Source organism: Sphaerochaeta sp. PS (assembly GCF_032144095.1).
In the GTDB taxonomy this organism is placed as follows: Bacteria; Spirochaetota; Spirochaetia; order Sphaerochaetales; family Sphaerochaetaceae; genus Sphaerochaeta.
Window position 1 is genome coordinate 397,777 of the sequence record NZ_JAVSNJ010000002.1, and the last position, 20,358, is coordinate 418,134.

Here is a 20,358-nt window from a genome sequence, read left to right on the forward strand (position 1 = left end):
GAAACATGCTACATTGTGTGCATGAACATCAAACTGCTTGACCCCTTGGTAGCACAGCGGATAGCTGCCGGAGAAGTGATAGAGAGACCCGCCTCCGTGATGAGGGAACTGATAGACAATGCCCTCGATGCATCCTCAACGACCATAGTGGCAAGCGTGGTTGAGGGTGGGCTTCAGGAGATTACCGTCATTGACGATGGATCGGGCATAGCAGAGGAGGACCTTCCCCTGCTGTGCGAAAGCCACGCAACCAGCAAGGTTGCAGTCCTGGACGACCTGTATCACCTCAGCACCATGGGCTTCAGGGGCGAGGCTCTCTACAGCATTGCCTCGGTGTCGAAGATCACCATCAGCAGCAGCTACCAGGGAGAGCCGGCAAGGAACATCTCCATTGACAACGGGCAAAAGAGCGACGTTCTGCCTGGTGGTCCTGATGTGGGGACAAAGGTTACCGTTGAAGGGCTCTTCAAGGAGATCCCTGCCAGGAGGCAGTTCCTCAAGCGCCCCTCGACAGAGGCCACCATGTGCAAGAACATCCTCCTGGAAAAGGCCCTGGCATTTCCCCAGCGTTCCTTCAAGTTCTTCAGCGACGGGAAGCTGAGGCTCGACCTTCCTGCCACAACGAGGAAGAAAAGGATCCTCGATGCACTAACGACAAGCCAGAACATCGTCCCATCCGAGATGCTCGAGCTACAGGAGAGTGCAGCACGGTTCAGCCTCTATGCGGTAAGCTCCTCCCCGGCAATCTTCAGAAGCGATCGTTCCCATATAAAGATCTACATCAACGACAGGCCGATCGAGGACTTTGCCCTGGTCCAGGCAGTCACCTATGGCTACGGGGAGCTCTTGCCAGGGGGATCCTTTCCCTACTGCTATCTCTTCATAACCGTCGATCCAACCCTGGTGGACTTCAACATACACCCTACCAAGCGAGAGGCAAAACTGAGGAACAAGGCTGAGATTCACCACCAGATAGTCTCCATGATCGCAAGCCAGGTAAAGCGCACACTGCCCCGACTGATCAAGGAGGTGCAGGCCAACCTGGAAGAAAATGAGCAGAGGGAGTACACCTCCCCCTCCTACACCCCAAACCATTCGGGCTTTTCAGGCCCCTCCTTCCCCTCCTCTTCCCATGAGGCAAGAAGGCCCTACACCCCAAGTGAGAGACCTAGTGACCCACTCTGGTTTGAAAAGGCCAAGGAAGCCCTGAAAGAGAACAGGATGGAGGCCTCCCGCACCACAGAAGAGTCGGACATCTGGCAAGAACAAGCCACAGATGAAGATTTCACCTATCTTGGGCAGGCCTTCAACCTCTTTCTCATCGCGCAAAAAGGCAATGACCTCTTTTTGGTCGACCAGCACGCCGCCCATGAGAGGATTCTCTTCGATGCGGTTCGATCACGTCAGGATGTACAGACCCTGATGATACCGGTGGAATTTGAAGTGGATAATGATGTGGACATCTATCTTCAGCAGCAGTTGGACATATACCTCAACCTAGGCATCAAACTGGAGAAGGTCGGGCATCTGCAATGGAATCTGCTGGCAATTCCTGCAATGTACAAATCCATAGAAAGCGAGATCATCACCTTCATCCAGCGTCATGCCGGGGATGGGAAGGAAATCGAAAAAGGGCTCTATGCCATCGTAGCCTGCCACTCTGCGATCAAGGGCGGAGACACTCTTGACCGGACCACGGCGACCGAGTTGCTGAAGAAGGTATTTGCCCTGGAGGAGCCCTGCTGTCCCCATGGGAGGACCTTTGTGGTGAGGCTCAACAAGGATGAGCTAGCACAGGCGGTAGGAAGGACCTAGAGAAGATACCAGACAATCTGGCTCTCTTTTGCACGCTCGTCATACCAGGCAAGGCCGAGGGTGTGGACGTTCTCCCATTTCTTGTAGAGCTGCTGCAGATTGACCTGCCTATCCCCTGTTGTCTTGGAAAAGAGCAGCCGCCCTTTCTCATCCAACAGCTGAAGACCATACTCCCCTATCCCATCCCCGACGGCAAGGGTCCAGCTCTCCCTGTCCACCTCAGGCAACGGCCGTGGGGAAGCCGTGCCCTTCTCTACCATAAAAGAGTCTGAGAGGGTACGCCCATCATCCTTGAGCACCCGAAGGCTCCACTGCCCTTCTGCAATCGGCACCAGGGGCCCAAGGGAGAGGTTTGCACTTCCATAGTAGGGGATTCCGTCAACGACCTTCTTTTCGGCCTTGAACAGCCAGGTGTTGAGGCCATCGGGGGAGGTTACCTCCAGCTGAAGCGATGGCTGCTCCTCCTCGGTCTGGAGGAACACACCCAAGCTCTCATACTGGGTAATGAGTTGCTGGGCTCTGTCATAGAGGCGCACGGTGCTCACTTCACTGTGAACCTCTATGAGGGTAAATGGGGAACGGGAGCAGGAGAAGAGCAGGGAAAAGGCAAAACCAACGCATACAAGGATGGGTAGTCTTGCCTTCATGCTACCTGGCCTGTGCGGAAAGGAAGGACCGGACGGGATTTGCATAGGAGTTGAGAGCGAACAGCCTCACATCCTCTTTCTGGCCTCTGAACCGATCGAGGAAGGCCTCTGTATCGAACGAAGCATACTCCTCCTTGAACCTATCGGAGTTTTCCAGATAGTCGTAGGCAAAGCAGTTGGTCGGCCAAAGCTTGTAGGAGAGATGGATCTGTCTGTCTACTTCAGCAGCTACCTGGTCGGAGTTATGGAACTCCCCATGGATAGGCTCACCGAAGGCAATGTGGATCCTTCCCTTGTACCCTTTCAGCCCTCGGGAGATGCTGATGAGGTCCTCATACTTTTTCTTGGGTTGTTCGCCCCTCTTCTTGCGGGCAATCTCTTCTGTGGCCTTGATGATGTCACAGGGGTCGTATTCATAGCTCACAGCAACAGGGACGATGTTGCAGCTGTTGATGACCTCGTTGAAGGTTATCCCTTTCCGCTTCTGGGAAAGATGGAGCATCTTGATGATGGCAGGGGTGGTCACATCAAGACCATCCTTTGCACGGCCGCTCTTCTGGGCAACCCATATGGACTTGTTCATCTCGGTGATGATCTCCACAAAGTAGGAGCTGAGCCTGATGGATTCCAGATACTTCTCGCGCATCGGAAGGGTACGCTTTACCGTCACCCCACCATTGAGCTTGAACAGGTCTGTGATGAACTGGTTGGTCAGAAGGTTATCACCGATGGCCATCTCACAGATCATCCTGTCCTTTTGGATGAGGGCATAGTCGATGAGGGCACAATCGAGGACGATATCGCGATGGTTGCTCATGTAGAGATAGGCTTTTTCCTTGCAATTTCCTTCCAACCCGCTGGATGAGAAGGCGTCGACACTCTTTTGCAGGATTGCAGGCAGGAAGACACCAGCGGTGATGTGCCGCTGGAAGTCATCATAGGTATCGACCTTCTGCAATGCATGCATGATGTGGTTTGCGAACTTGTCGTTGATCGCCCGTTGCTCTGCTGTCTCGGAAGGCATGAACCCTGCAAGAATCTTCAGAAGGGCATCCTTGTCGGCCAACACCCTTCCTACCGCCTCATGAACATCCGCTCCCCGATAGGGAGAGATGTCTCTATAGCTTGTCAAATCCATGTTCAGTCCTTTTTGCCACCCATGATAGTCCGCATGTACTGGGTTCTCTCCCACCGTGAGGGATCGGCGATCCTCTCCTGGGCCAGCTGCCCGTTAAAGTCGGAAATCTGGGTGAATTCATGTGCATCCATCCAAGAACTAACCTCAGCGGTGATCTTGGAAACTCTAGTGAGCCCATGTTTCATAAGTGCTGAACAGAGTTGGACAGCCTTTGCTCCTGCAAGCAGCTGCTTTACCACAGTCTCCCCTGTGTATATCCCTGTCGAGGCACAAATGTCATAGCGCAGTTCTTCGCTCATCAAGGCAGTCCACCGCAGAGATTGTGCATACTCATCTTCCGAGCTCAGCATGTGGGCAGAGGTAAACGAGAGGTTCTTCGTATCGATATCAGGGCTATAGAACCGGTTGAAGAGGACCACACCATCGATGGACAGCTGGTCAAACTTCAACAGGAGATTGGAGAGGGAGGAGAAGGAGGAGCCCATCTTCAGGCTCAAGGGGATGGAGACCTTCTTGCGGGCAGCCTTTACCAGGGAGAGATAGTTTTTCTCGATGGCAGAGCCATCGACATCCCTATCTGCGGCAACTATGTAATGGTTCAGTTCAATGGCATCGGCTCCACAGGCAATGAACCGATTGATATACTCGATCCAGGAGCCGTTTTCCCGGCAGTTGATGGATGCGATTACAGGAATTTGCAAAGATTTCTTGGCATTCTCAAGCAGGGTCAGATGCTCGTCGATGGCCCGCTCCTTACTGGAGTTTTTCATAAAGCCGTAGGCATCGGCATGGACAAGGTACTCTTGGCTATCATCAACAGCAGCATCGCTCTCACCCTCGATCTGTTCTTCAAAAATCGACTTAAGAACTACAGCACCTACTCCTGCGTCTTCACATTTCTTCAGGGAATCCAGCGTTGCGGTAAGGGGGCTGCTACCAACTATGATAGGATTTTTCAGGTTCAGACCAAGATATTTTGTTGACAAATCTGCCATAACACACTCCTCAAAAACTCTTATGCCGGACATAACTACACGGCTGAGGCAAAGTATAGCATGAATATAAGGGTTTCTCCATATGCCTTGCGTAAGTTCATGCAGAGAATGTATGCAAAAAGGTGCCGTTTTCACGGCACCTTTTGACTCTGGTAAGGGAGGTTTTAGAGGATATAGGGAATCCTGAAGTTGTGGGACTGGTAGACGACAAAGGTCTCGACCTCAGAAATATCGTCAATCTTATCCAACTCCCTCTTGAAGAAATCCAACAGGGTAAGGCCCTCGTCCTCTGCCAGCACAAGCTGCACGATCAGATCATAGCGACCGGTGACCACGGCAGCAGAGATGACGCCCCGGAGCTCTGCGAACTCCTTTGCCTTCTTCTCCAAGTCCAAGGTCTTGAGCTTGACCCCCATCATCACCACCTGCAGGCCAGGAATGGTTTCAGGGTTCACCAGCCCGGATATTTGCAGAACCCCCTCATCAATGAGCTTGTTCACCCGTGCACGTACGGTATTCTCAGTGATGTTCAGTTCTTCTGCAATCGCACTGAAGGGCTTTCGCCCGTCATGCAGTTGCTTGATTATCGCTTTGTTCGTCTCGTCCATCTTTAGCTTCATCATCGCTTACCCGTTCTTCCTCTCAAATTCTTTCATGAATTGGGCAAGATAGAGCACATCTTCCTTCGGAAGGGCATTGTACACGCTAGCCCTAAGCCCACCAACAGAACGATGGCCCTTCAGGCCCAGCATGCCTTGCTTGGTAGCCTCAGTCACGAACTGCTTCTCAAGATCCTCATTGGGAAGGCGGAATACAATGTTCATTTTCGACCTGTATGCAGGATCTACAGGACTGCGGAAGAAGGAGGAACTGTCGATCAGGTCATAGAGGATCGCACTCTTCTCGGTGGCACGCTTCTGCATGCCGACAGCGCCGCCATTCTTCTTGATCCAGTCAAGGACCAGCTTCACTCCCCAGATGGAGAATACTGGAGGGGTATTGTACAGGCCCTTCTCCTTGCTGTGCTTGGAGTAGTCCATGTATGCAGGAAGCTTGGGGTTCTGTTTTTCAAGCAGGGACTTCTTCATGATGATGAAGGTGGCACCGGCAGGTCCCAGATTCTTCTGCACACCACCGTAGATCATGGAGAATTTTTCTACTGGAACGGGTCGGGAGAGAATATCGCTGGACATGTCTCCGATGAGGGGGACATCCCCTGTATCGGGGAAATCCTGCCACTCGATACCCCCGATGGTCTCGTTGGAGCAGAGGTAGAGGTAGCTGCTGTTTGCACTGGGGTGTACCTCAGAAGCCTTGGGAAGGGAGGAAAACTTGTTGGCTGTTCCATCGTAGTAGTAGTTGACCTTGCCAAACAGCTCGGCATCCTCTGCAGCCTTGTTGGCCCAGGTACCGCTCTTGATGTAGTCGGCAACGGTATTGGGTCGGAGGAAGTTCATGGGGATCATGGCAAACTGCAAGGTGGCTCCGCCGCCAAGGAAGTAGAGCTCATACTCCTCTGGAACATTGAGCAGCTCCTTGAACAGGGCAACACACTCGTCGTACATATCTTCAAAAAGACCGCCACGATGACTTGCCTCAACCATGGAAATACCCTGGTTGTTGTATTCGACCATCTGGTCACGCATCTGTTCAAGCACTTCAACAGGAAGTACCGAAGGGCCTGCAAAAAAATTCTTCTTTCGTTCCATTATAGTTTTCCTCCTTGCACCAGCTCATTGATAATGTCATAGGTCTCGTCCACGATACGGCCCAGGTTCTCATCACTGTTTGCCCCGACATGGGGGGTAAGGGTGACATGCTCAGCCTTAAGGATAGGATAGTCCTCTGCTGGAGGGTCGGTAGGATAGACATCTGTTGCATACCAGGCAACAGTTCCCGCTTCCAGGGCAGCGACCATATCAGAGGCGTCAACACAGAGGGCTCGGCCGGTGTTGATGATTACAGGAGCCTTCTTGCAATGGGAGATAAGGCTCTTGTTGACCATGGATCGGGTCTCATCGGTAAGGGGCAGATGCATGGAGATGTAGTCGGCATCTGCCACTGCCAGTTCAGGGGTTGCCTTCATCTGGGCAAGGGGTGAAGAACTCACATACTTGTCGTATGCGACAACCTTCATGCCAAAGGCGAGGGCGCGTTCAGCAACACGACTTGCGATGTTGCCGATGCCAAGCAAACAGAGAGTCTTGCCGTAGAGTTCAGTGCGGGTGGTATTCTTCAGCCATTTGCCCTCTCTCATACCATTATGGTAGGCAAGAAGATGGCAGGGGGTACTGAGCATCAGGGCAAAGGCGAGCTCAGCAACTGCTATGGCAGAGGATTTGGGGGTATTGCGGACCATGATGCCCTTGCTATCAGCATATGCCTTGTCGATGTTGTCGATACCGACGCCACCGCGAATGATCAACTTGAGGTTCGGGGCCTGATCAATATACTCTTTGGTACATTTGGTCTTACTGCGGACGAGCACGACATGTGCTTCGCCTAGGCGGCTCTTGTCCGTCGTCACTTCACCAAACACCTCCAAGCGTGGGGCGAGCGAGGCATCGAAGGCGTCTGAAATAAGTATTAGCATGGTTTTCATCCCTCTCTTTGCATTTCTTCATGGGCATACACTCATGACGATAATCTATACAAACAAGTGTACACCAAAAAAAGGGGGTTTGTCTAATTTATTTTGATATTTTTTACGTATTGAGCAAAAATACCATAGGATGTTGCTGGATAGTAAGAATTGAAATTACTAAGAGGTCGGCGGGACAAAAACAAACCGCCGGTTTCCCGGCGGATATATGCTTAGTAACTTTTGGAAACGTGCAATTTACGGACTTTTTTCATCTGCTTGCGTGCAAGAGCTTTCTTTTTCCTGTTAAGGATGGTGGAGGGCTTTTCAAAGTACTCCCGCTTCTTCCATTCGCGGATGATACCTTCTTTCTCGACCATGCGCTTGAAGCGCTTGATTGACTTTTCCAAAGGTTCGTTGTCATCTACTTTTACGTATGCCATATATTAATTCTCACCTCCCCCCCCGATTACTGGGTCTAAACTGCTCAACCAGAATGCCTTAAACATGGCTAGTATGTCAAGCATCCACATAAAAATCCTTTGCCTGGAATCACAATCCATCAGCTTTTTTGTCAGCTTCCGTCTTGAGGTCCAGGATCATCAGCTGCAAGGTGGACTGGTTGCGGTAGTAGTTCCTCCCAAGGCGAAAGGCAATGTCCACGATCGAGCCCTTGTCAAAATCACGCCCGACCCGGTCAGCAGATTGCCAGTAGATGGCTGGCCATTTGTAGAGGCCCATGGAGAGGGTCAGCTTCAGATGGCGCACTCCCCCCTTGTTGTTGTTCATGAACTGGATATCCTCAATAGTGGCCCCTTCCATCATCAGCACCAGGGGAGGGTTCTTCTCTCCATACGGTTCAAAGAACTCCACCACCTTGATGATTTCCGGTGTCATGTACTCCAGGGGGATGGTGCTGTCGATGAGGATGGAATCATCCCCGTCGTTCTCCAGACCTTCCATATGGTCGATCGTATCCATGACCCGGCCCTTGAAAACGGGCAGGTTATCCACATCCATGGAGAAGCCTGCTGCACAGGCATGCCCACCGAAATCCAGGAAAAGATCGTTGAAGGTGGACAAGAACTCACGCACATTGAACTCAACGGGGCTACGCATGGAGGCAGACACCCTGGTGCCGCCGATGGTGGCAAGCACCATGGCAGGGGCATTGAACTGTTTCATCAACCGGCTTGCCATGACACCGGTAATTCCCCGGCTCAGGGATGCATCCTCTACCATGACCAGCTTGGACCCGGTCTGTTCGAAGCTCTCCTTCGCCTGGGGAAGCAGCCTCTCCCAGGCATCCTCACCAAGTTTCTGGCGTTCCTTGTTCAGGCCGATCAGCTCCCCGGAGAGCCTCTCTGCATCAGATAGTTGGGTTGCAAGCAGCATCTCCACGGCAACCGAGGGCCTGCCCATCCTCCCCGATGCATTGATGACCGGGGTAATCTGCCAGGAGATGTCACTGGTGGAGAGTTGCTTTCCCACAAGGTTCTGCATGGAAAAGAGGGGAAGCAGGGCCTCCCTCCTTCCTTCGGTAAGGACCTTGAGCCCCCGTTTTACGAGCAGGCGGTTCTCGTCCTCCATCGGCATGAGGTCCGCTATGGTCCCTATGGCAACCAGGTCAAGTATCGACTCATAGCCACTATCCAACAGAGGGTACTTCTTCATGCAGTATGCGGTGAACAAGGAAAAGAGTACCTGCAGCTCGTCACGGCCATGGACACTGTACTTCAGGGCCCTGCTGAGGTTGGAGAGGGTAAAGAGGCTCTTTCCCTTTACCACAGGCATGACCTGCTCCATCTCCAGGCGCATGTCGACAAGATGGATGTCCACCATCTTGCCGAAGGCCTGGCGAAGCTGGGCAAGCTCGGCAGCAGCATCAAGCACAAGGATAGGTATCCCGTTGGAGAGGAACTTCAGGACCTTGCTCTGTGATGGGGAGAGCAGGCCGGGGTTGATCTCCTCGATGACCTGGTCGATGACCAGGAGGTTCTCGACCCTCATGGCCTGGATGATGATGGTGTCATGCCCTGGCTGGGCATGCAGGAGGATACACTCCTCGTGGTAGAAGTTCGTCTGGCTGAATCGCAAGGCCCAGATGACCTTTGCCACTACCCCACAGCCGGCAAGGTGCTGAAACGGATAGCCACAGCCGGGGACCTTGGGGTCAATGATGGCCAGAGCAGGGGGCAGCTCTTCACCACTGATGTGGTGGTCAAGGATAATGGTATCGAGGCCCAGGCTCCGTGCGTGGGCAACCTCGGCATTGTTTGAGATGCCGCAGTCGACGGTGATGAGCAGCGTCACACCATCCTTATAGGCCTCATCAACCCCTTCCATCGTCAGGCCATAGGGCTCATCACCCTCTGGCAACTTGAAGGAGGCTTCGATGCCCATCCTCTGCAGCTCCTGGACGAGCAGAGCCGTGCTGGTTATCCCGTCGACATCCCTGTCTCCGAACACCCGCACGAGTTCACCCTCCGCACTCGATGCATTGATGCGGTCAACAACCTCTTCCATGTCGTCGAACAGGAAGGGGTTGTGCAGGTAGGCAAGCTCATTCTCAAGATAGAACTTGACCTGGGAACTGCTGGTCTGGCCACGACGGACCAGGATCGAGGAACAGAGGAGATCGACTCCATACTGTTCGTGGAGATGCTTCACGTCCTGTGACGCTACCGGTACTTTTTTCCAATCCATACTCTATATACAACCTTACAATAAATTTGCTCATGATCAGAACAGGGTCTGCAGCATCCCACCTGAGAGGGTGTTCAGTTGTCCGCCACTGAGAATAAGGGCATAGCGCAGCATATAGGCCTTGATGCGAAGCGTAGCCTGCTCGCTAAGAGCGATCTCCACCGCCCGATGGTAATCCATCTCCTTGGTGAGGGTGAGGTATCTTCGGGCTCCGGGGCCCAGGATCATACCTGAATCCAATGTAGCACACTGCTGGCAACATGGTGCACCCAATTGTGCATTGAACTGAATAATTTCCTGCTGTCCATATACCCGTTCACAGATGGGACACCTTGCATAGTCAGCCTGCAGGCCGCAGACATCCAACAACCTCAACACAAACTGAATCAGGATCCGTGCAACCAGATTGGGCTGGGAGCAGAGCAGGTCGAGGGCAGTGCTCAGAAGCCGATACTGGGAGGCACTGTCCCCTCCATTGGTCTTCATGACCAACTCACAGAAGAACAGGGCCGCATAATTTGAGCCAAGGTCTGAGCGGATCTCGTCATGGGTAGCGATGACCTGCACATCCTTGAGGGTATAGTCCCGTTTTACAGGATTATGGTAGAGGAAGAACTGGCCATCGGAAAAGACATCACCCTTTACGGCCTTGAGGGACTTTCGCGCTCCGTAGCTTACCACATCTATAAGCCCGAAATCGACTGTCAGCAGCTTGAGCCTTCGGTTCATCTGCCCGTACCGTATGCTATGCAGTACAATTGCCAAGGACGATACGTTACGCTCCATGAACCCTCCAAACCAAAGAGTAGAGTGAAGCAGGCAAAAAATCAACTGGTTGGAAGATCGGTCCACCTGTGATATGATTTCCGCCATGAAACGCCTACCGCTTGTAGTTCTCCTAGCCATACTGCTGCTGCCACCCCTCTTTGGCTTCAGCCTCAGTGGAACCAGAGTCCAGGACCAGCCGTTCGATAGCGAAGAGGAGCTGGGAAAGATAGATTTTGCAAAACCCCTGGCGGAGAACCAACGAAAGTGGGTCGAGGGCGCAACGGTATCACTGTTGACCATCGGCAGCGGGGACCCCCTCTACGCTTGGTTCGGACACACAGCCCTGATCGTCGGCCAACCCTCCGGGGGACAGGTCATGTATGACTACGGGGTTTTCGATACCGAACAGAAGAACTTCTACCTGAACTTTGCCAGAGGAAGGATGTACTACGCTGTCTATGAGAGCGAAGCCACCTGGAGAATCCAGGAGGCCTTGGACGAAAAGCGGGATGTGAAGCTGGTTGAGCTTGACCTTACCCCTGAGGCAACCTTTGCTACCATCAGGTTCCTCCAGCACAACGCAATGGCGGAGAACAGCACCTACCTCTACCACTTCTACAAGGACAACTGTGCCACCAGGATACGGGACATCATCAATGCGGCAACCGATGGAGAGTTCAGGGCATGGGCAGAGGCCCAAGGGGCATCGGGCACCTACCGCCAGCTCGCCCAGCGCTATCTTGCCCACGCGCCGGTGGTGTTCTGGGCCCTCGACTTCCTGCAAGGCCCGTCCATCGACAAGCCCCTGAGCCGGTATGACCAGATGTTCCTCCCTGAAGAGCTCAACAAGGCTGTGCTGGATTTTTTCCCATCCTTGGCAGCCAAGGAACAGATAGTGCAGGATACCAGAGCCGAGCATGTTCGCTTTACCGCGCATGCCAGGAATGTGAACAATGACTGGGTGTACGCCCTTGCAGGAGTTATTGCAGCCTCTCTCCTTTTTATGCTGGGCAGACGATGCAGGCGCACAACCTATCTGTTGCATGCCCTGATCCTGCTGGCCCTTGGGGGCCTGGGATCGATACTGCTATTCATGATGACGTTTTCCGACATGGACATGACCTGGCTGAACGAGAACATCCTGCTGGTCAATCCCCTTCTCCTGCTCGCATCCTTCTCTGCATTCAGGGCCGCCTTTTCAGGCAGGCCAGGAAAGCTTGCAGGGTGGCTATATCAGCTTTTGTTTGGGGCAGGCATCTTGCTGGTGGTGGCCAAGGGAGTGCTGCCTACCCTATTTGTGCAGGACAACATGAAGGTGATCCTGCTGTTGCTACCGCTCTACCTGTCAGGGGCGGCCTTGTATCGCAGGGCCAAGGGTAAAGAGCTCCAGGCTCTCCATCCCTAGGCGTCTGGCAGCAAGGGAAGCTGGAAAGGCTGCCTTTTGCCGGTTGTAGTAGGCAGCCTTCTCGTTATAGAGATCCAGATCCTTGGCAAGAGCCTGCTCACACTCATAGATCTTTTCAAAATAGGCAGCATAGAGCAGGTAGTGCTCATGGGTGAACACAGCCTTCTGAAGCTCTAGGACTGCCCTGTCCAAGCCGATGTAGAGAGTGCTCAGGACCGCTGGAGAATCTTGGCCGGAATAGGCCTCGAACAAAGGCAGGAAGGGTGCTGCCAACCTTTGGTCGTCAAGGAGTCCGACAAGGGCTTCTGTGTAGGAAAACCGGCTATCCATCTCGCCCATCCCTTTTTCCAGGAGCACAACCGCTTCCTTGTGGTACTTCTTGAGCCGGGAAACATTGTTCTGGTCAATGGCGATGGTGGCAAAGACGAGTAGAAACAGAATAACCGCAATGCTGATGACAGCACTGCGGCGATTTGGGAAGATGGGCTTTTTGTCAGAGGACAATCTTCGTCCCCTTCCCTTCATAGAGAGCTCCATAGAGATGCTCAGGGTCGGTGATGAGCCCTGTATTTCCCGTTGACTTAACGAAATCGACGATAGCCTGCACCTTGGGAAGCATGCTTCCAGGAGCAAAATGTCCTTCCTTGATGTACTGCTCAGCTTCGTTGATGGTCACCGTGTCCAAGGTCTTCTGATTGGGCTTGCCATAGTTGAGGCAGACCTTCTCGACAGCGGTGGAGATGACAAACAGGTCAGCCTTCAGTTCCTTCGCCATAAGGGCCGCTGCAAGGTCCTTGTCGATGACAGCCTCCCTGCCGCTCAGATACCCCAGCTCGTCGCGAACCACAGGGATGCCACCACCGCCGGCGGCGATGACGATCACACGGTTTGCCAGCAGGGCCTTGATGGTATCGATCTCAACGATGGCTTTCGGTTTTGGACTTGCCACAACACGGCGGTAGCCGCGTCCTGCATCCTCAACACATGACCAGCCATCATGCTCTTCCCTATACTTTGCATCTTCACTCGTCATGAAGGAGCCAATGGGTTTTGTGGGGTTCTGAAATGAGGGGTCGTTATCGGCAACTTCCACCTGGGTGACGACAGTGGCAACGCTTGGGTGAATCCCTGCCTTGTTGAACTCATTGTTCAGCGCCATCTGCAGCTGGTAGCCAATGGCTCCCTGGGTGTCGGCGACACAGCTGTCCAAGGGGACAGAGTGGAGGATCGAGCGGGAGAATTCCGCACGAAGCAGGATGAAACCGACCTGGGGGCCGTTTCCATGGGCAATGACCACTCTGTGGCCAGCCTGTACGAGCCGTACGATATGTGCCGCTGTCTTGCGGGCAGCCTCGTACTGTGCAGAAACCGTTACGTGTTTTGCATCCTCTATGAGTGAGTTGCCACCTATGGCAATTACGATCAGTTTGCTATCCATCTGGCTTTCCATCCTTGCGACTTTCTGGTCCTTGCATCATACCATAAATGCAACAAATTGCAACATATTTCCACCTGGAGGAGGAAGAAATTCGCAATGACCAAAGGCAACCTCCCCAAGCGGTTGACCCATCTCCCTTCTTTCTGCTAAACTCCGCACCAACGAGGTGACAATGCAAGATTCGTCAAATCTGGACAGGAAAGAGATGTTTCTGTTCGCGCTTTACATTACCAGCATGGTCCTGGTAAATACCATAGGATCGAAGATTATCACCCTGCTGGGTGTAAGGGTCTCCGTCGGCATTTTCTTCATGCCGGTTCTCTTTCTGGTAACAGATATTGTCGGGGAAGTGAAGGGACACAGGGATGCCACCCTCTTCGTCAACATGTCCATTGCCATGTTGGTTATCTTGTTTGTCATGACAGGGATCAGCGTCAAGATCCCGCCCAACCCTACCTGGGACATGCAGGAGCAATACCAGCAGATCTTCGGCATGAGCATGCGCATGAGCCTGGCCTCGCTGATCAGCTTTTCGGTAAGCCAGAACATCGACATACAGATCTTCATGCTGTTCAGGAAAATCAACCAGGGGAAACATCTCTGGATTCGCAACAACATCAGCACGATGGTAAGCCAGTTTATCGATACCGTGATCTTCATGTTCATTGCATTCTATCACCTGACACCCAAGTTTACCGTGGCCTATGTCTTTACCCTGATCATCCCCTACTGGATTTTCAAGGTCGTCTTTGCCCTCATCGATACCCCTTTCTGTTATTTGGGCGTGAAATGGCTCTCCAAAAAGGATTAGTCACTTTCCTTCTCCCAAAAGTTTGATTACCTTTAGTCTGGACAGAGACACACCCTGTCCGAATTACTTGTCTATATGGAGGCGCTATGTCTGATAACGAGCTGATGCCAATTGAGCAAATGCTTCCCAATAATTTGTTTATTCTCCCGGTAACGGGTAATCCAGTATTCCCTGGCCTGTTCACACCCCTGATGATAACCGATAACCAGGATGTGGAAATTGTTAACCAGGCCATCAAGCACGGGGGTTTCCTCGGCCTCTTGCTGGTCAAGGAAGACCTCGACCAGGAGGAGTACGCCCAGGAAAACCTCTATACCGTCGGAACCGTTGCAAAGATCGTAAAGAAGATCAAGCTCCCCGATGGAGGGATCAGTATCTTCATCTCGACGCTCAAGCGGTTTGAGACCAAGCAGTACTACCCAAGCGGCCCCTACCTGGTGGCCGAGGTCTCCTATCTCGAGGATATCGAGGACGAGCCAGAGGAGCTGCGCGCCTGGACCCGACTTCTCCTGACCGAGATGAAGGCCCTTACAAAGAACAACCAGCTCTTCAGTGAGGAGATGCGCCTGAACATGGTCAATATAGACCATCCGGGAAAGCTTGCCGATTTCATCGCAAGCATCCTCAATGTCGACCGCAAGGAGCAGCAGTCTATCCTGGAAACCCTGCTGGTGCGCAAGAGGATCGAGATGGTGCTGGTCTTCATCAAGAACGAGCAGAACATCGCCCAGGTCCAGGCCAAGATCCAGGCCAGGGTCAACCAGAAACTCGAAAAGAACCAGCGTGAGTACTTCCTGCGGGAAGAGCTCAAGTCGATTCAGCAGGAGCTTGGCCTTACGACCAATCCCAAGGCAGAGCTCATCAATCGCCTGAAGGCAAAACTGAAGGGACTCCCCCTTCCTGAAGAGGCGCAGGAGACGGTCGACCGTGAGCTGTCCCGCCTCGAGGCGATCGACCCAAGCAGTCCCGAATACACGATCACCAGAACCTATCTGGAGATCATCTGTGACCTGCCCTGGAAGGAGCCGAAGAGCGAGAACTTCAGCATCGAGAGTGCCCGGAAGATCCTGGAAAGGGACCACTATGGGCTGAAGGATGTCAAGGACAGGATCCTGGAGTTCCTTGCCGTCAGGAAAAAGAAAAAGGATACCAAGGGCTCCATCATCTGTCTTGTGGGACCTCCGGGAACCGGTAAGACCAGTGTCGGTGTCTCCATCGCCCGCGCCTTGAAGAAGCAGTATTTCCGCTTCTCTGTTGGCGGCATGAACGATGAGAGCGAGATCAAGGGCCACAGAAGGACCTACATCGGGGCAATGCCCGGCAAGATCATCCAGGGCCTGAGGATCACCAAGACAAAGAACCCAGTCTTCCTCATCGATGAGATCGACAAGATGGGAATTTCCTATCAGGGAGACCCTGCCAGTGCCCTGCTCGAGGTCCTCGACCCCGAACAGAACACCACCTTCAGGGACACCTACCTGGACATCCCCTTCGATGCTTCGGAGATTCTCTTCATCTGTACTGCAAACAGCCTGGAAACCATCCCCCACCCGCTGCTTGACCGTATGGAGATCATCACCCTCTCTGGCTATACCAGCGAGGAGAAGCTCGCCATCGGCAAGAAGTACCTGGTCCCCAAATCCATGGAGAAGCATGGACTTTCCAAGAGCGAGATCAAGTACTCCCCTGCGATCCTTCGCAAGATTGCCGACGAGTACGCACGGGAAGCCGGAGTACGTAACTTTGAGAAATCCCTGCACAAGATCAACCGGAAGGTAGCCCTCCTCTTGGAGGAGAACCCTCAGACCGCCCTTCCTGTCACCATTGATGAAGGAAAGCTGGTCGAATACCTTGGCCAGCCCATCTTTGTCGAGGATGAAATCCGCGTTGCAGACCGCCCGGGCATGGCCATTGGCTTGGCCTGGACAAGCATGGGTGGTGACACGCTGATCATCGAAGCACAGAACACCCCAGGCAAGGGAGAGATCAAGCTCACCGGCCAGCTCGGGGATGTCATGCAGGAGTCAGCGAACATCGCCTATACCTGGCTGAAGGCCCATGCCGTCGAGCATAAGATCGACATGAGTTGGTTTGAGAACAATGCGATCCACCTCCACGTCCCCGAGGGGGCAACCCCCAAGGATGGCCCATCGGCTGGCATCACCATGACCGTAGCTCTCTACTCCCTGGTAACAGGGCAGACGATCAAGGCAAATCTGGCGATGACAGGCGAAACCACCCTCAAGGGAAAGGTCATGCCTATCGGAGGCCTGAAGGAGAAGGTGCTTGCTGCAAGAAGGAACAAGATCGATACGATCCTGATCCCCAAGTTCAACAAGCGCGACCTTGACAAGTTTGATGAGACCGTGACAAAGGGAATCGAGTTCCACCTGGTCTCCACCCTGGAAGAGGTCCTTGCGTTTGCCTTCCCTGACGATGAGAAGCGAAAGGCCATGGAGCCCATCGTGGCAAAGCCACCGGTAAGTGATACCTCTGAGATCGTGGCGATCTCCAAGGCTGTGGCCGAGGCGGTCAGGGAGGCTCTGCGTGAGCGTTGAGCTGTTGAGCCCAGCGGGAAACCTTGAAAAACTGCGGGTGGCGTTTGCCTATGGAGCAGACGCCGCCTACATGGGCTTCACCGATTTTTCCCTCCGTGCAAATGCACAGAACTTCAGCGAGAGCGATCTTGCTGAAGTTCTGCTTCTGAAACAGAGGTATGGCAAAAAGCTCTACTGCACCATGAACATCCTCTTTGGGGAGGCTGAGCTTGCTGAACTGAAAAACCAGATAGAGACCATTAAGAGCTGGCCCTTCGATGCCTTTATCATCAGCGACATCGGCCTGGTCCCCATCCTCAAGGCAGCCTTTGGCGAGAAGGTAGAACTGCACCTCTCCACCCAGGCCAGCTGCATCAACAGCAGCAGTGCCGCGATGTACCACCAGATGGGGTTTTCCCGGGTGATACTGGGAAGGGAGACACCCCTTTCCGACATACGGAAGATCAAGGACGCAGTGCCGGCTCTCCAGCTGGAGACCTTTGTCCATGGGGCTATGTGCATGGCCTACTCAGGCCGGTGCCTGCTTTCCAGCCACCTCACAGGCCGGAGCGCGAACAAGGGCGACTGCTCCCATACCTGCAGATGGAACTACAGCCTTGCAGAAAAGTTGCAAAGCGGGGACCTTGCTTTGGAAGAACAGCAGCGCAAAGGGGTCTACTACCCCATCGCCGAACAGGATGGGTATACCACCATCCTCTCCTCCAAGGACCTGTGCATGATCGACCACATCCAGGAGCTTCTTGATGCGGGGATAGACTCCCTGAAGATCGAGGGCAGGATGAAGAGCAGCTACTATGTTGCCGTCGTTACCCGGGCCTACAGAAAAGCCCTCGATGCGGCCTATACCGATGATACCTCCTGGAGAGCATATCGTGACGACCTGATGAACATCAGCCACCGCGAGTACTCCACAGGCTTTTTCTTCGGCAGTGGTGCTGTCGACCCTGAGAAAGGGAGCTCCATAGACAAGAGCACCGAAAGCGGCTACCTGCAGGAGTACCTCTTCTGCGGCTTCATCGGAGAGAAGGTCAAGGAGAATCTCTACGCCCTTGAGCTTCGCAACCAGATCAGGGTCGGGCAGAACCTGGAGTATATCGGCAACGACATCCTCTACCTGGAGGATTCCAGTTTCACCCTCCTGGACGAGAACTTCCAGGAGATTTCCCAGGCCGACCATGGGAAAATCCAATACCTGCAGAGTGACAAGCCTCTCTCCAAAGGGTATATCATTCGCCGACTTTCTATGGTTAAATAGGGGATATGGTCAAGCGTATAACCATTTTGCTCTGTATGTGCGCCCTAGGCATGCAAGGAATTGTTGGAGCCAAGCTCTCCGACAGCTTCTCTTTCCTCCAAAAGGATCCCCTCTATGCCCAATTCGTATACGTAGTAAGGACTGAGGGTTCCACCCAGAAGGCAGAGCAGATCCGCCTTCTCTTGGTAGCCCAACAGGAACAGGGGTACGAACATGCCATCAGGGAGATCCGCGCCAATACCACCCTTGCCCGCCTCTATGTTGAGGAAGGCAGTGGAGATGGGCAAAGGGCAAGGGCCCTCCTTGAGGAGGCCGAACAGAGGCTCAAACCATTGGCTGAACAGAGGTTGTTTTCCCTCATTCTTGGCTCGGAGATCGATGGGGTCTGGTATCTGATGAACCCCAAGAGCCTGGGTAAGGGAATTTCCAGCTCAAGGCAGATCAACAAGGCATACAAGGAGTTTCCCCAAGAGGTCTCTTCCCAGATGCTGAAGGCCAACAGCCTGCTCTACGCCCCGGCCCTTGCTGGCGGGGATACAAAAAAAGCACTGAACATGTTTCTGGGTCTCCTCAAGGATGCCGAGCCGATACTCAGCTCCTGGGACCGAGCCTCCCTCTATAGCGGGATAGGCATTGCATGCTATAAGCTCAAGGACTATGAGAATGCAAAGGGCTACCTGGCCTCTGCCAAGGCGATCTACCCATTTGATGCGGTTCTGGATGAATACATTGCTCTTGTGGGGGCTGCGTTATGATAGGTATCTACGCCTCTCTTGTCTTCCTGGTCGGCATATGGGCCACCCTTCTCTCTTTTTCCAACAGAAGGGAGATGGAACGACTCAAGAAAGGCCCACCGTTGCAGCAGCGGCCCCTTGTCTCCATCCTCATCCCTGCCCGCAATGAGGAACACTTCATCCAGGGTTGCATATCCTCGCTGACAGACCAGAGCTACCAGAATATCGAGATACTCATCCTGGATGACAACTCCAGCGACAGGACAGGCGAGATAGCGGCCAGACTGCAGGCCCAGGATCCGAGGGTCCGCATCATCAAGGGCAAGCCACTGTGCGAAGGCTGGAGAGGAAAGCTCTATGCCATGCAGCAGCTCTATGAGCAGAGCAAAGGCGAATACCTGCTCTACACCGATGCCGACACGCTCCACAACACCAATAGTGTGGAGTATGGGATGAGGATCATCCTCAACGAGCAGGCCTCGTTTCTCAGTGGCTATCCCAAACAGAAGGGAGAGGGAATCTGCACCCAGACCCTGGTCAGTGCAATGCTCTTCAATACAGTCCTCTATATCCCCCTGAAACTACAGAAAACACTGCAATGGCCACCATTTGCCATGGCGATAGGCCAGTACCTCTTGCTCAAGCGAACACTCCTGGACGATATCGAAGGGTTCACCTCCATGAAGGATGTCATCTGCGATGACGTGATGCTCGCCAGGGCCTGTGCACGGGTGGGACACAAGCAGGTCTTTGCCGATATGAAGGATGCACTATCCTGTAGGATGTTCTCCTCCTTCCCCACAGGCTTCCAGGGGTTGGAGAGGAGCATCATAGGGGTGATCGACATCAAGGCCTATATGGTCCCCCTCATCCTTGTGGCAGCGACAATACTGATAGCCTGTGCCATCGCACCCATTTCAGCGATCGTCATGGCACTAGAGCTTCTCCTCTACCCAGGGCTTTCTCCCCTTCCCTTTCTGCTGACCCTTGGAGGATCGCTACTCTTGTTTGGCTCGTGGACGGTCACCGGGCTCTACCACGGATTCCCTTTGCGTGTTGCAATACAGGGGCCCATAACTTTTATTTTTGTTGTTGCGATGTATCTCCATGGCTTCTACAGGAAGGCAACAGGCAAGGGTTTTATCTGGAAAGGTCGCATAATTAGGTAAAAAAACTACGTTTAGAGCGTTTATTTGGTGTTTTTCCCTTGCACATAGATGAAAGCATGGTAGAATAAGGTAACCTAGACCAATGGAGGAGTCCATGACAATTCACGAGCAAATCGTTGCACAGTATGAAGCCTATCTTTCAGAGAACCAAAAGTTCACAGAAAAGGGTGTAAAAGTATCGGCAGCTAGAGCACGTAAGGCTTTGGCCGAAATCGCTAAACTTAGCAAAGAACGCAGAAAAGAAATTCAGGATGAGAAAGCAGAATAAAGACTCCTTTATTCGATGATGGCGTCCTTTGTATGGGACGCCATTTTTTTATGGAGGAGTTTGCAAGAAC

19 protein-coding genes are annotated in these 20,358 nt (G+C 53.1%); 8 read left to right on the plus strand and 11 right to left on the minus strand.

Annotated features, from left to right (window positions below; translation table 11 throughout):
- Positions 1-21 precede the first annotated feature (21 nt).
- The gene (gene mutL, locus ROJ03_RS04330) at positions 22-1,815 is read left to right on the plus strand and encodes a DNA mismatch repair endonuclease MutL (protein ID WP_313725765.1); all 1,794 of its coding nucleotides are present in this window, start codon (positions 22-24) and stop codon (positions 1,813-1,815) included.
- Here the strand turns inward: mutL and ROJ03_RS04335 are convergent.
- The 9 genes from ROJ03_RS04335 to recO form a co-directional block, all read right to left on the minus strand.
- A complete protein-coding gene (locus ROJ03_RS04335) occupies positions 1,812-2,462 on the minus strand; it encodes a hypothetical protein (protein WP_313725766.1) in 651 nt (216 codons plus the stop codon). The two genes, mutL and ROJ03_RS04335, sit on opposite strands and share 4 nt — an antisense overlap.
- A gap of 1 nt (position 2,463) precedes the next feature.
- Positions 2,464-3,600 (minus strand): 1-acyl-sn-glycerol-3-phosphate acyltransferase, encoded by a 1,137-nt coding sequence (locus tag ROJ03_RS04340; protein WP_313725767.1) that lies wholly within the window; start codon positions 3,598-3,600, stop codon positions 2,464-2,466.
- Between the two features lie 2 nt (positions 3,601-3,602).
- The gene (locus ROJ03_RS04345) at positions 3,603-4,595 is read right to left on the minus strand and encodes a dihydroorotate dehydrogenase-like protein (protein ID WP_313725768.1); all 993 of its coding nucleotides are present in this window, start codon (positions 4,593-4,595) and stop codon (positions 3,603-3,605) included.
- A gap of 164 nt (positions 4,596-4,759) precedes the next feature.
- Positions 4,760-5,218, minus strand: coding sequence for an Lrp/AsnC family transcriptional regulator (locus ROJ03_RS04350; RefSeq protein WP_313725769.1), 459 nt, complete (start codon positions 5,216-5,218; stop codon positions 4,760-4,762).
- Between the two features lie 3 nt (positions 5,219-5,221).
- On the minus strand, positions 5,222-6,304 hold the full coding sequence (serC, locus tag ROJ03_RS04355; RefSeq protein ID WP_313725770.1) for a 3-phosphoserine/phosphohydroxythreonine transaminase: 1,083 nt from the start codon (positions 6,302-6,304) through the stop codon (positions 5,222-5,224).
- Entirely contained in the window at positions 6,304-7,188 is an 885-nt protein-coding gene (locus ROJ03_RS04360; protein ID WP_313725771.1) for an NAD(P)-dependent oxidoreductase, read from the minus strand. Before ROJ03_RS04360 ends, serC begins: the two co-directional genes overlap by 1 nt.
- A 221-nt stretch (positions 7,189-7,409) precedes the next feature.
- Complete coding sequence (gene rpsU, locus ROJ03_RS04365) at positions 7,410-7,619, minus strand: 30S ribosomal protein S21 (RefSeq protein WP_014268838.1); 210 nt, start codon at positions 7,617-7,619, stop codon at positions 7,410-7,412.
- 109 nt (positions 7,620-7,728) lie between these two features.
- Positions 7,729-9,882 carry a single-stranded-DNA-specific exonuclease RecJ gene (gene recJ, locus ROJ03_RS04370; protein ID WP_313725772.1) on the minus strand — a complete coding sequence of 718 codons (2,154 nt, stop codon included), beginning with the start codon at positions 9,880-9,882 and terminating at the stop codon, positions 7,729-7,731.
- Positions 9,883-9,918: 36 nt separating this feature from the next.
- A complete protein-coding gene (recO, locus tag ROJ03_RS04375) occupies positions 9,919-10,668 on the minus strand; it encodes a DNA repair protein RecO (protein ID WP_313725773.1) in 750 nt (249 codons plus the stop codon).
- A gap of 85 nt (positions 10,669-10,753) precedes the next feature.
- Here recO and ROJ03_RS04380 point away from each other — a divergent pair, with 85 nt between their 5' ends.
- Positions 10,754-12,055 carry a DUF4105 domain-containing protein gene (locus ROJ03_RS04380; protein WP_313725774.1) on the plus strand — a complete coding sequence of 434 codons (1,302 nt, stop codon included), beginning with the start codon at positions 10,754-10,756 and terminating at the stop codon, positions 12,053-12,055.
- Here the strand turns inward: ROJ03_RS04380 and ROJ03_RS04385 are convergent.
- Both ROJ03_RS04385 and arcC read right to left on the minus strand, forming a co-directional pair.
- A complete protein-coding gene (locus ROJ03_RS04385; RefSeq protein WP_313725775.1) occupies positions 11,996-12,580 on the minus strand; it encodes a hypothetical protein in 585 nt (194 codons plus the stop codon). The genes ROJ03_RS04380 and ROJ03_RS04385 overlap by 60 nt on opposite strands.
- Complete coding sequence (gene arcC / locus ROJ03_RS04390; protein WP_313725776.1) at positions 12,549-13,493, minus strand: carbamate kinase; 945 nt, start codon at positions 13,491-13,493, stop codon at positions 12,549-12,551. The genes ROJ03_RS04385 and arcC overlap by 32 nt, the downstream gene beginning before the upstream one ends.
- A gap of 172 nt (positions 13,494-13,665) precedes the next feature.
- On the opposite strand from arcC, the gene ROJ03_RS04395 reads away from it, so the two are divergent.
- The 6 genes from ROJ03_RS04395 to ROJ03_RS04420 all read left to right on the plus strand — a co-directional run bounded on the left by ROJ03_RS04395 (position 13,666) and on the right by ROJ03_RS04420 (position 20,288).
- Complete coding sequence (locus ROJ03_RS04395; protein ID WP_313725777.1) at positions 13,666-14,304, plus strand: queuosine precursor transporter; 639 nt, start codon at positions 13,666-13,668, stop codon at positions 14,302-14,304.
- A gap of 86 nt (positions 14,305-14,390) precedes the next feature.
- A complete protein-coding gene (lon, locus tag ROJ03_RS04400; RefSeq protein ID WP_313725778.1) occupies positions 14,391-16,862 on the plus strand; it encodes an endopeptidase La in 2,472 nt (823 codons plus the stop codon).
- Positions 16,852-18,117: a U32 family peptidase gene (locus ROJ03_RS04405; protein ID WP_313725779.1), complete on the plus strand. Its 1,266-nt coding sequence runs from the start codon at positions 16,852-16,854 to the stop codon at positions 18,115-18,117. The genes lon and ROJ03_RS04405 overlap by 11 nt, the downstream gene beginning before the upstream one ends.
- A gap of 5 nt (positions 18,118-18,122) precedes the next feature.
- Positions 18,123-18,872, plus strand: a complete 750-nt coding sequence (locus ROJ03_RS04410) for a hypothetical protein (RefSeq protein ID WP_313725780.1) — start codon at positions 18,123-18,125, stop codon at positions 18,870-18,872.
- Positions 18,869-20,020: a glycosyltransferase family 2 protein gene (locus ROJ03_RS04415; protein ID WP_313725781.1), complete on the plus strand. Its 1,152-nt coding sequence runs from the start codon at positions 18,869-18,871 to the stop codon at positions 20,018-20,020. The genes ROJ03_RS04410 and ROJ03_RS04415 overlap by 4 nt, the downstream gene beginning before the upstream one ends.
- A gap of 94 nt (positions 20,021-20,114) precedes the next feature.
- Positions 20,115-20,288 carry a hypothetical protein gene (locus tag ROJ03_RS04420; protein ID WP_313725782.1) on the plus strand — a complete coding sequence of 58 codons (174 nt, stop codon included), beginning with the start codon at positions 20,115-20,117 and terminating at the stop codon, positions 20,286-20,288.
- Positions 20,289-20,358: the final 70 nt, after the last annotated feature.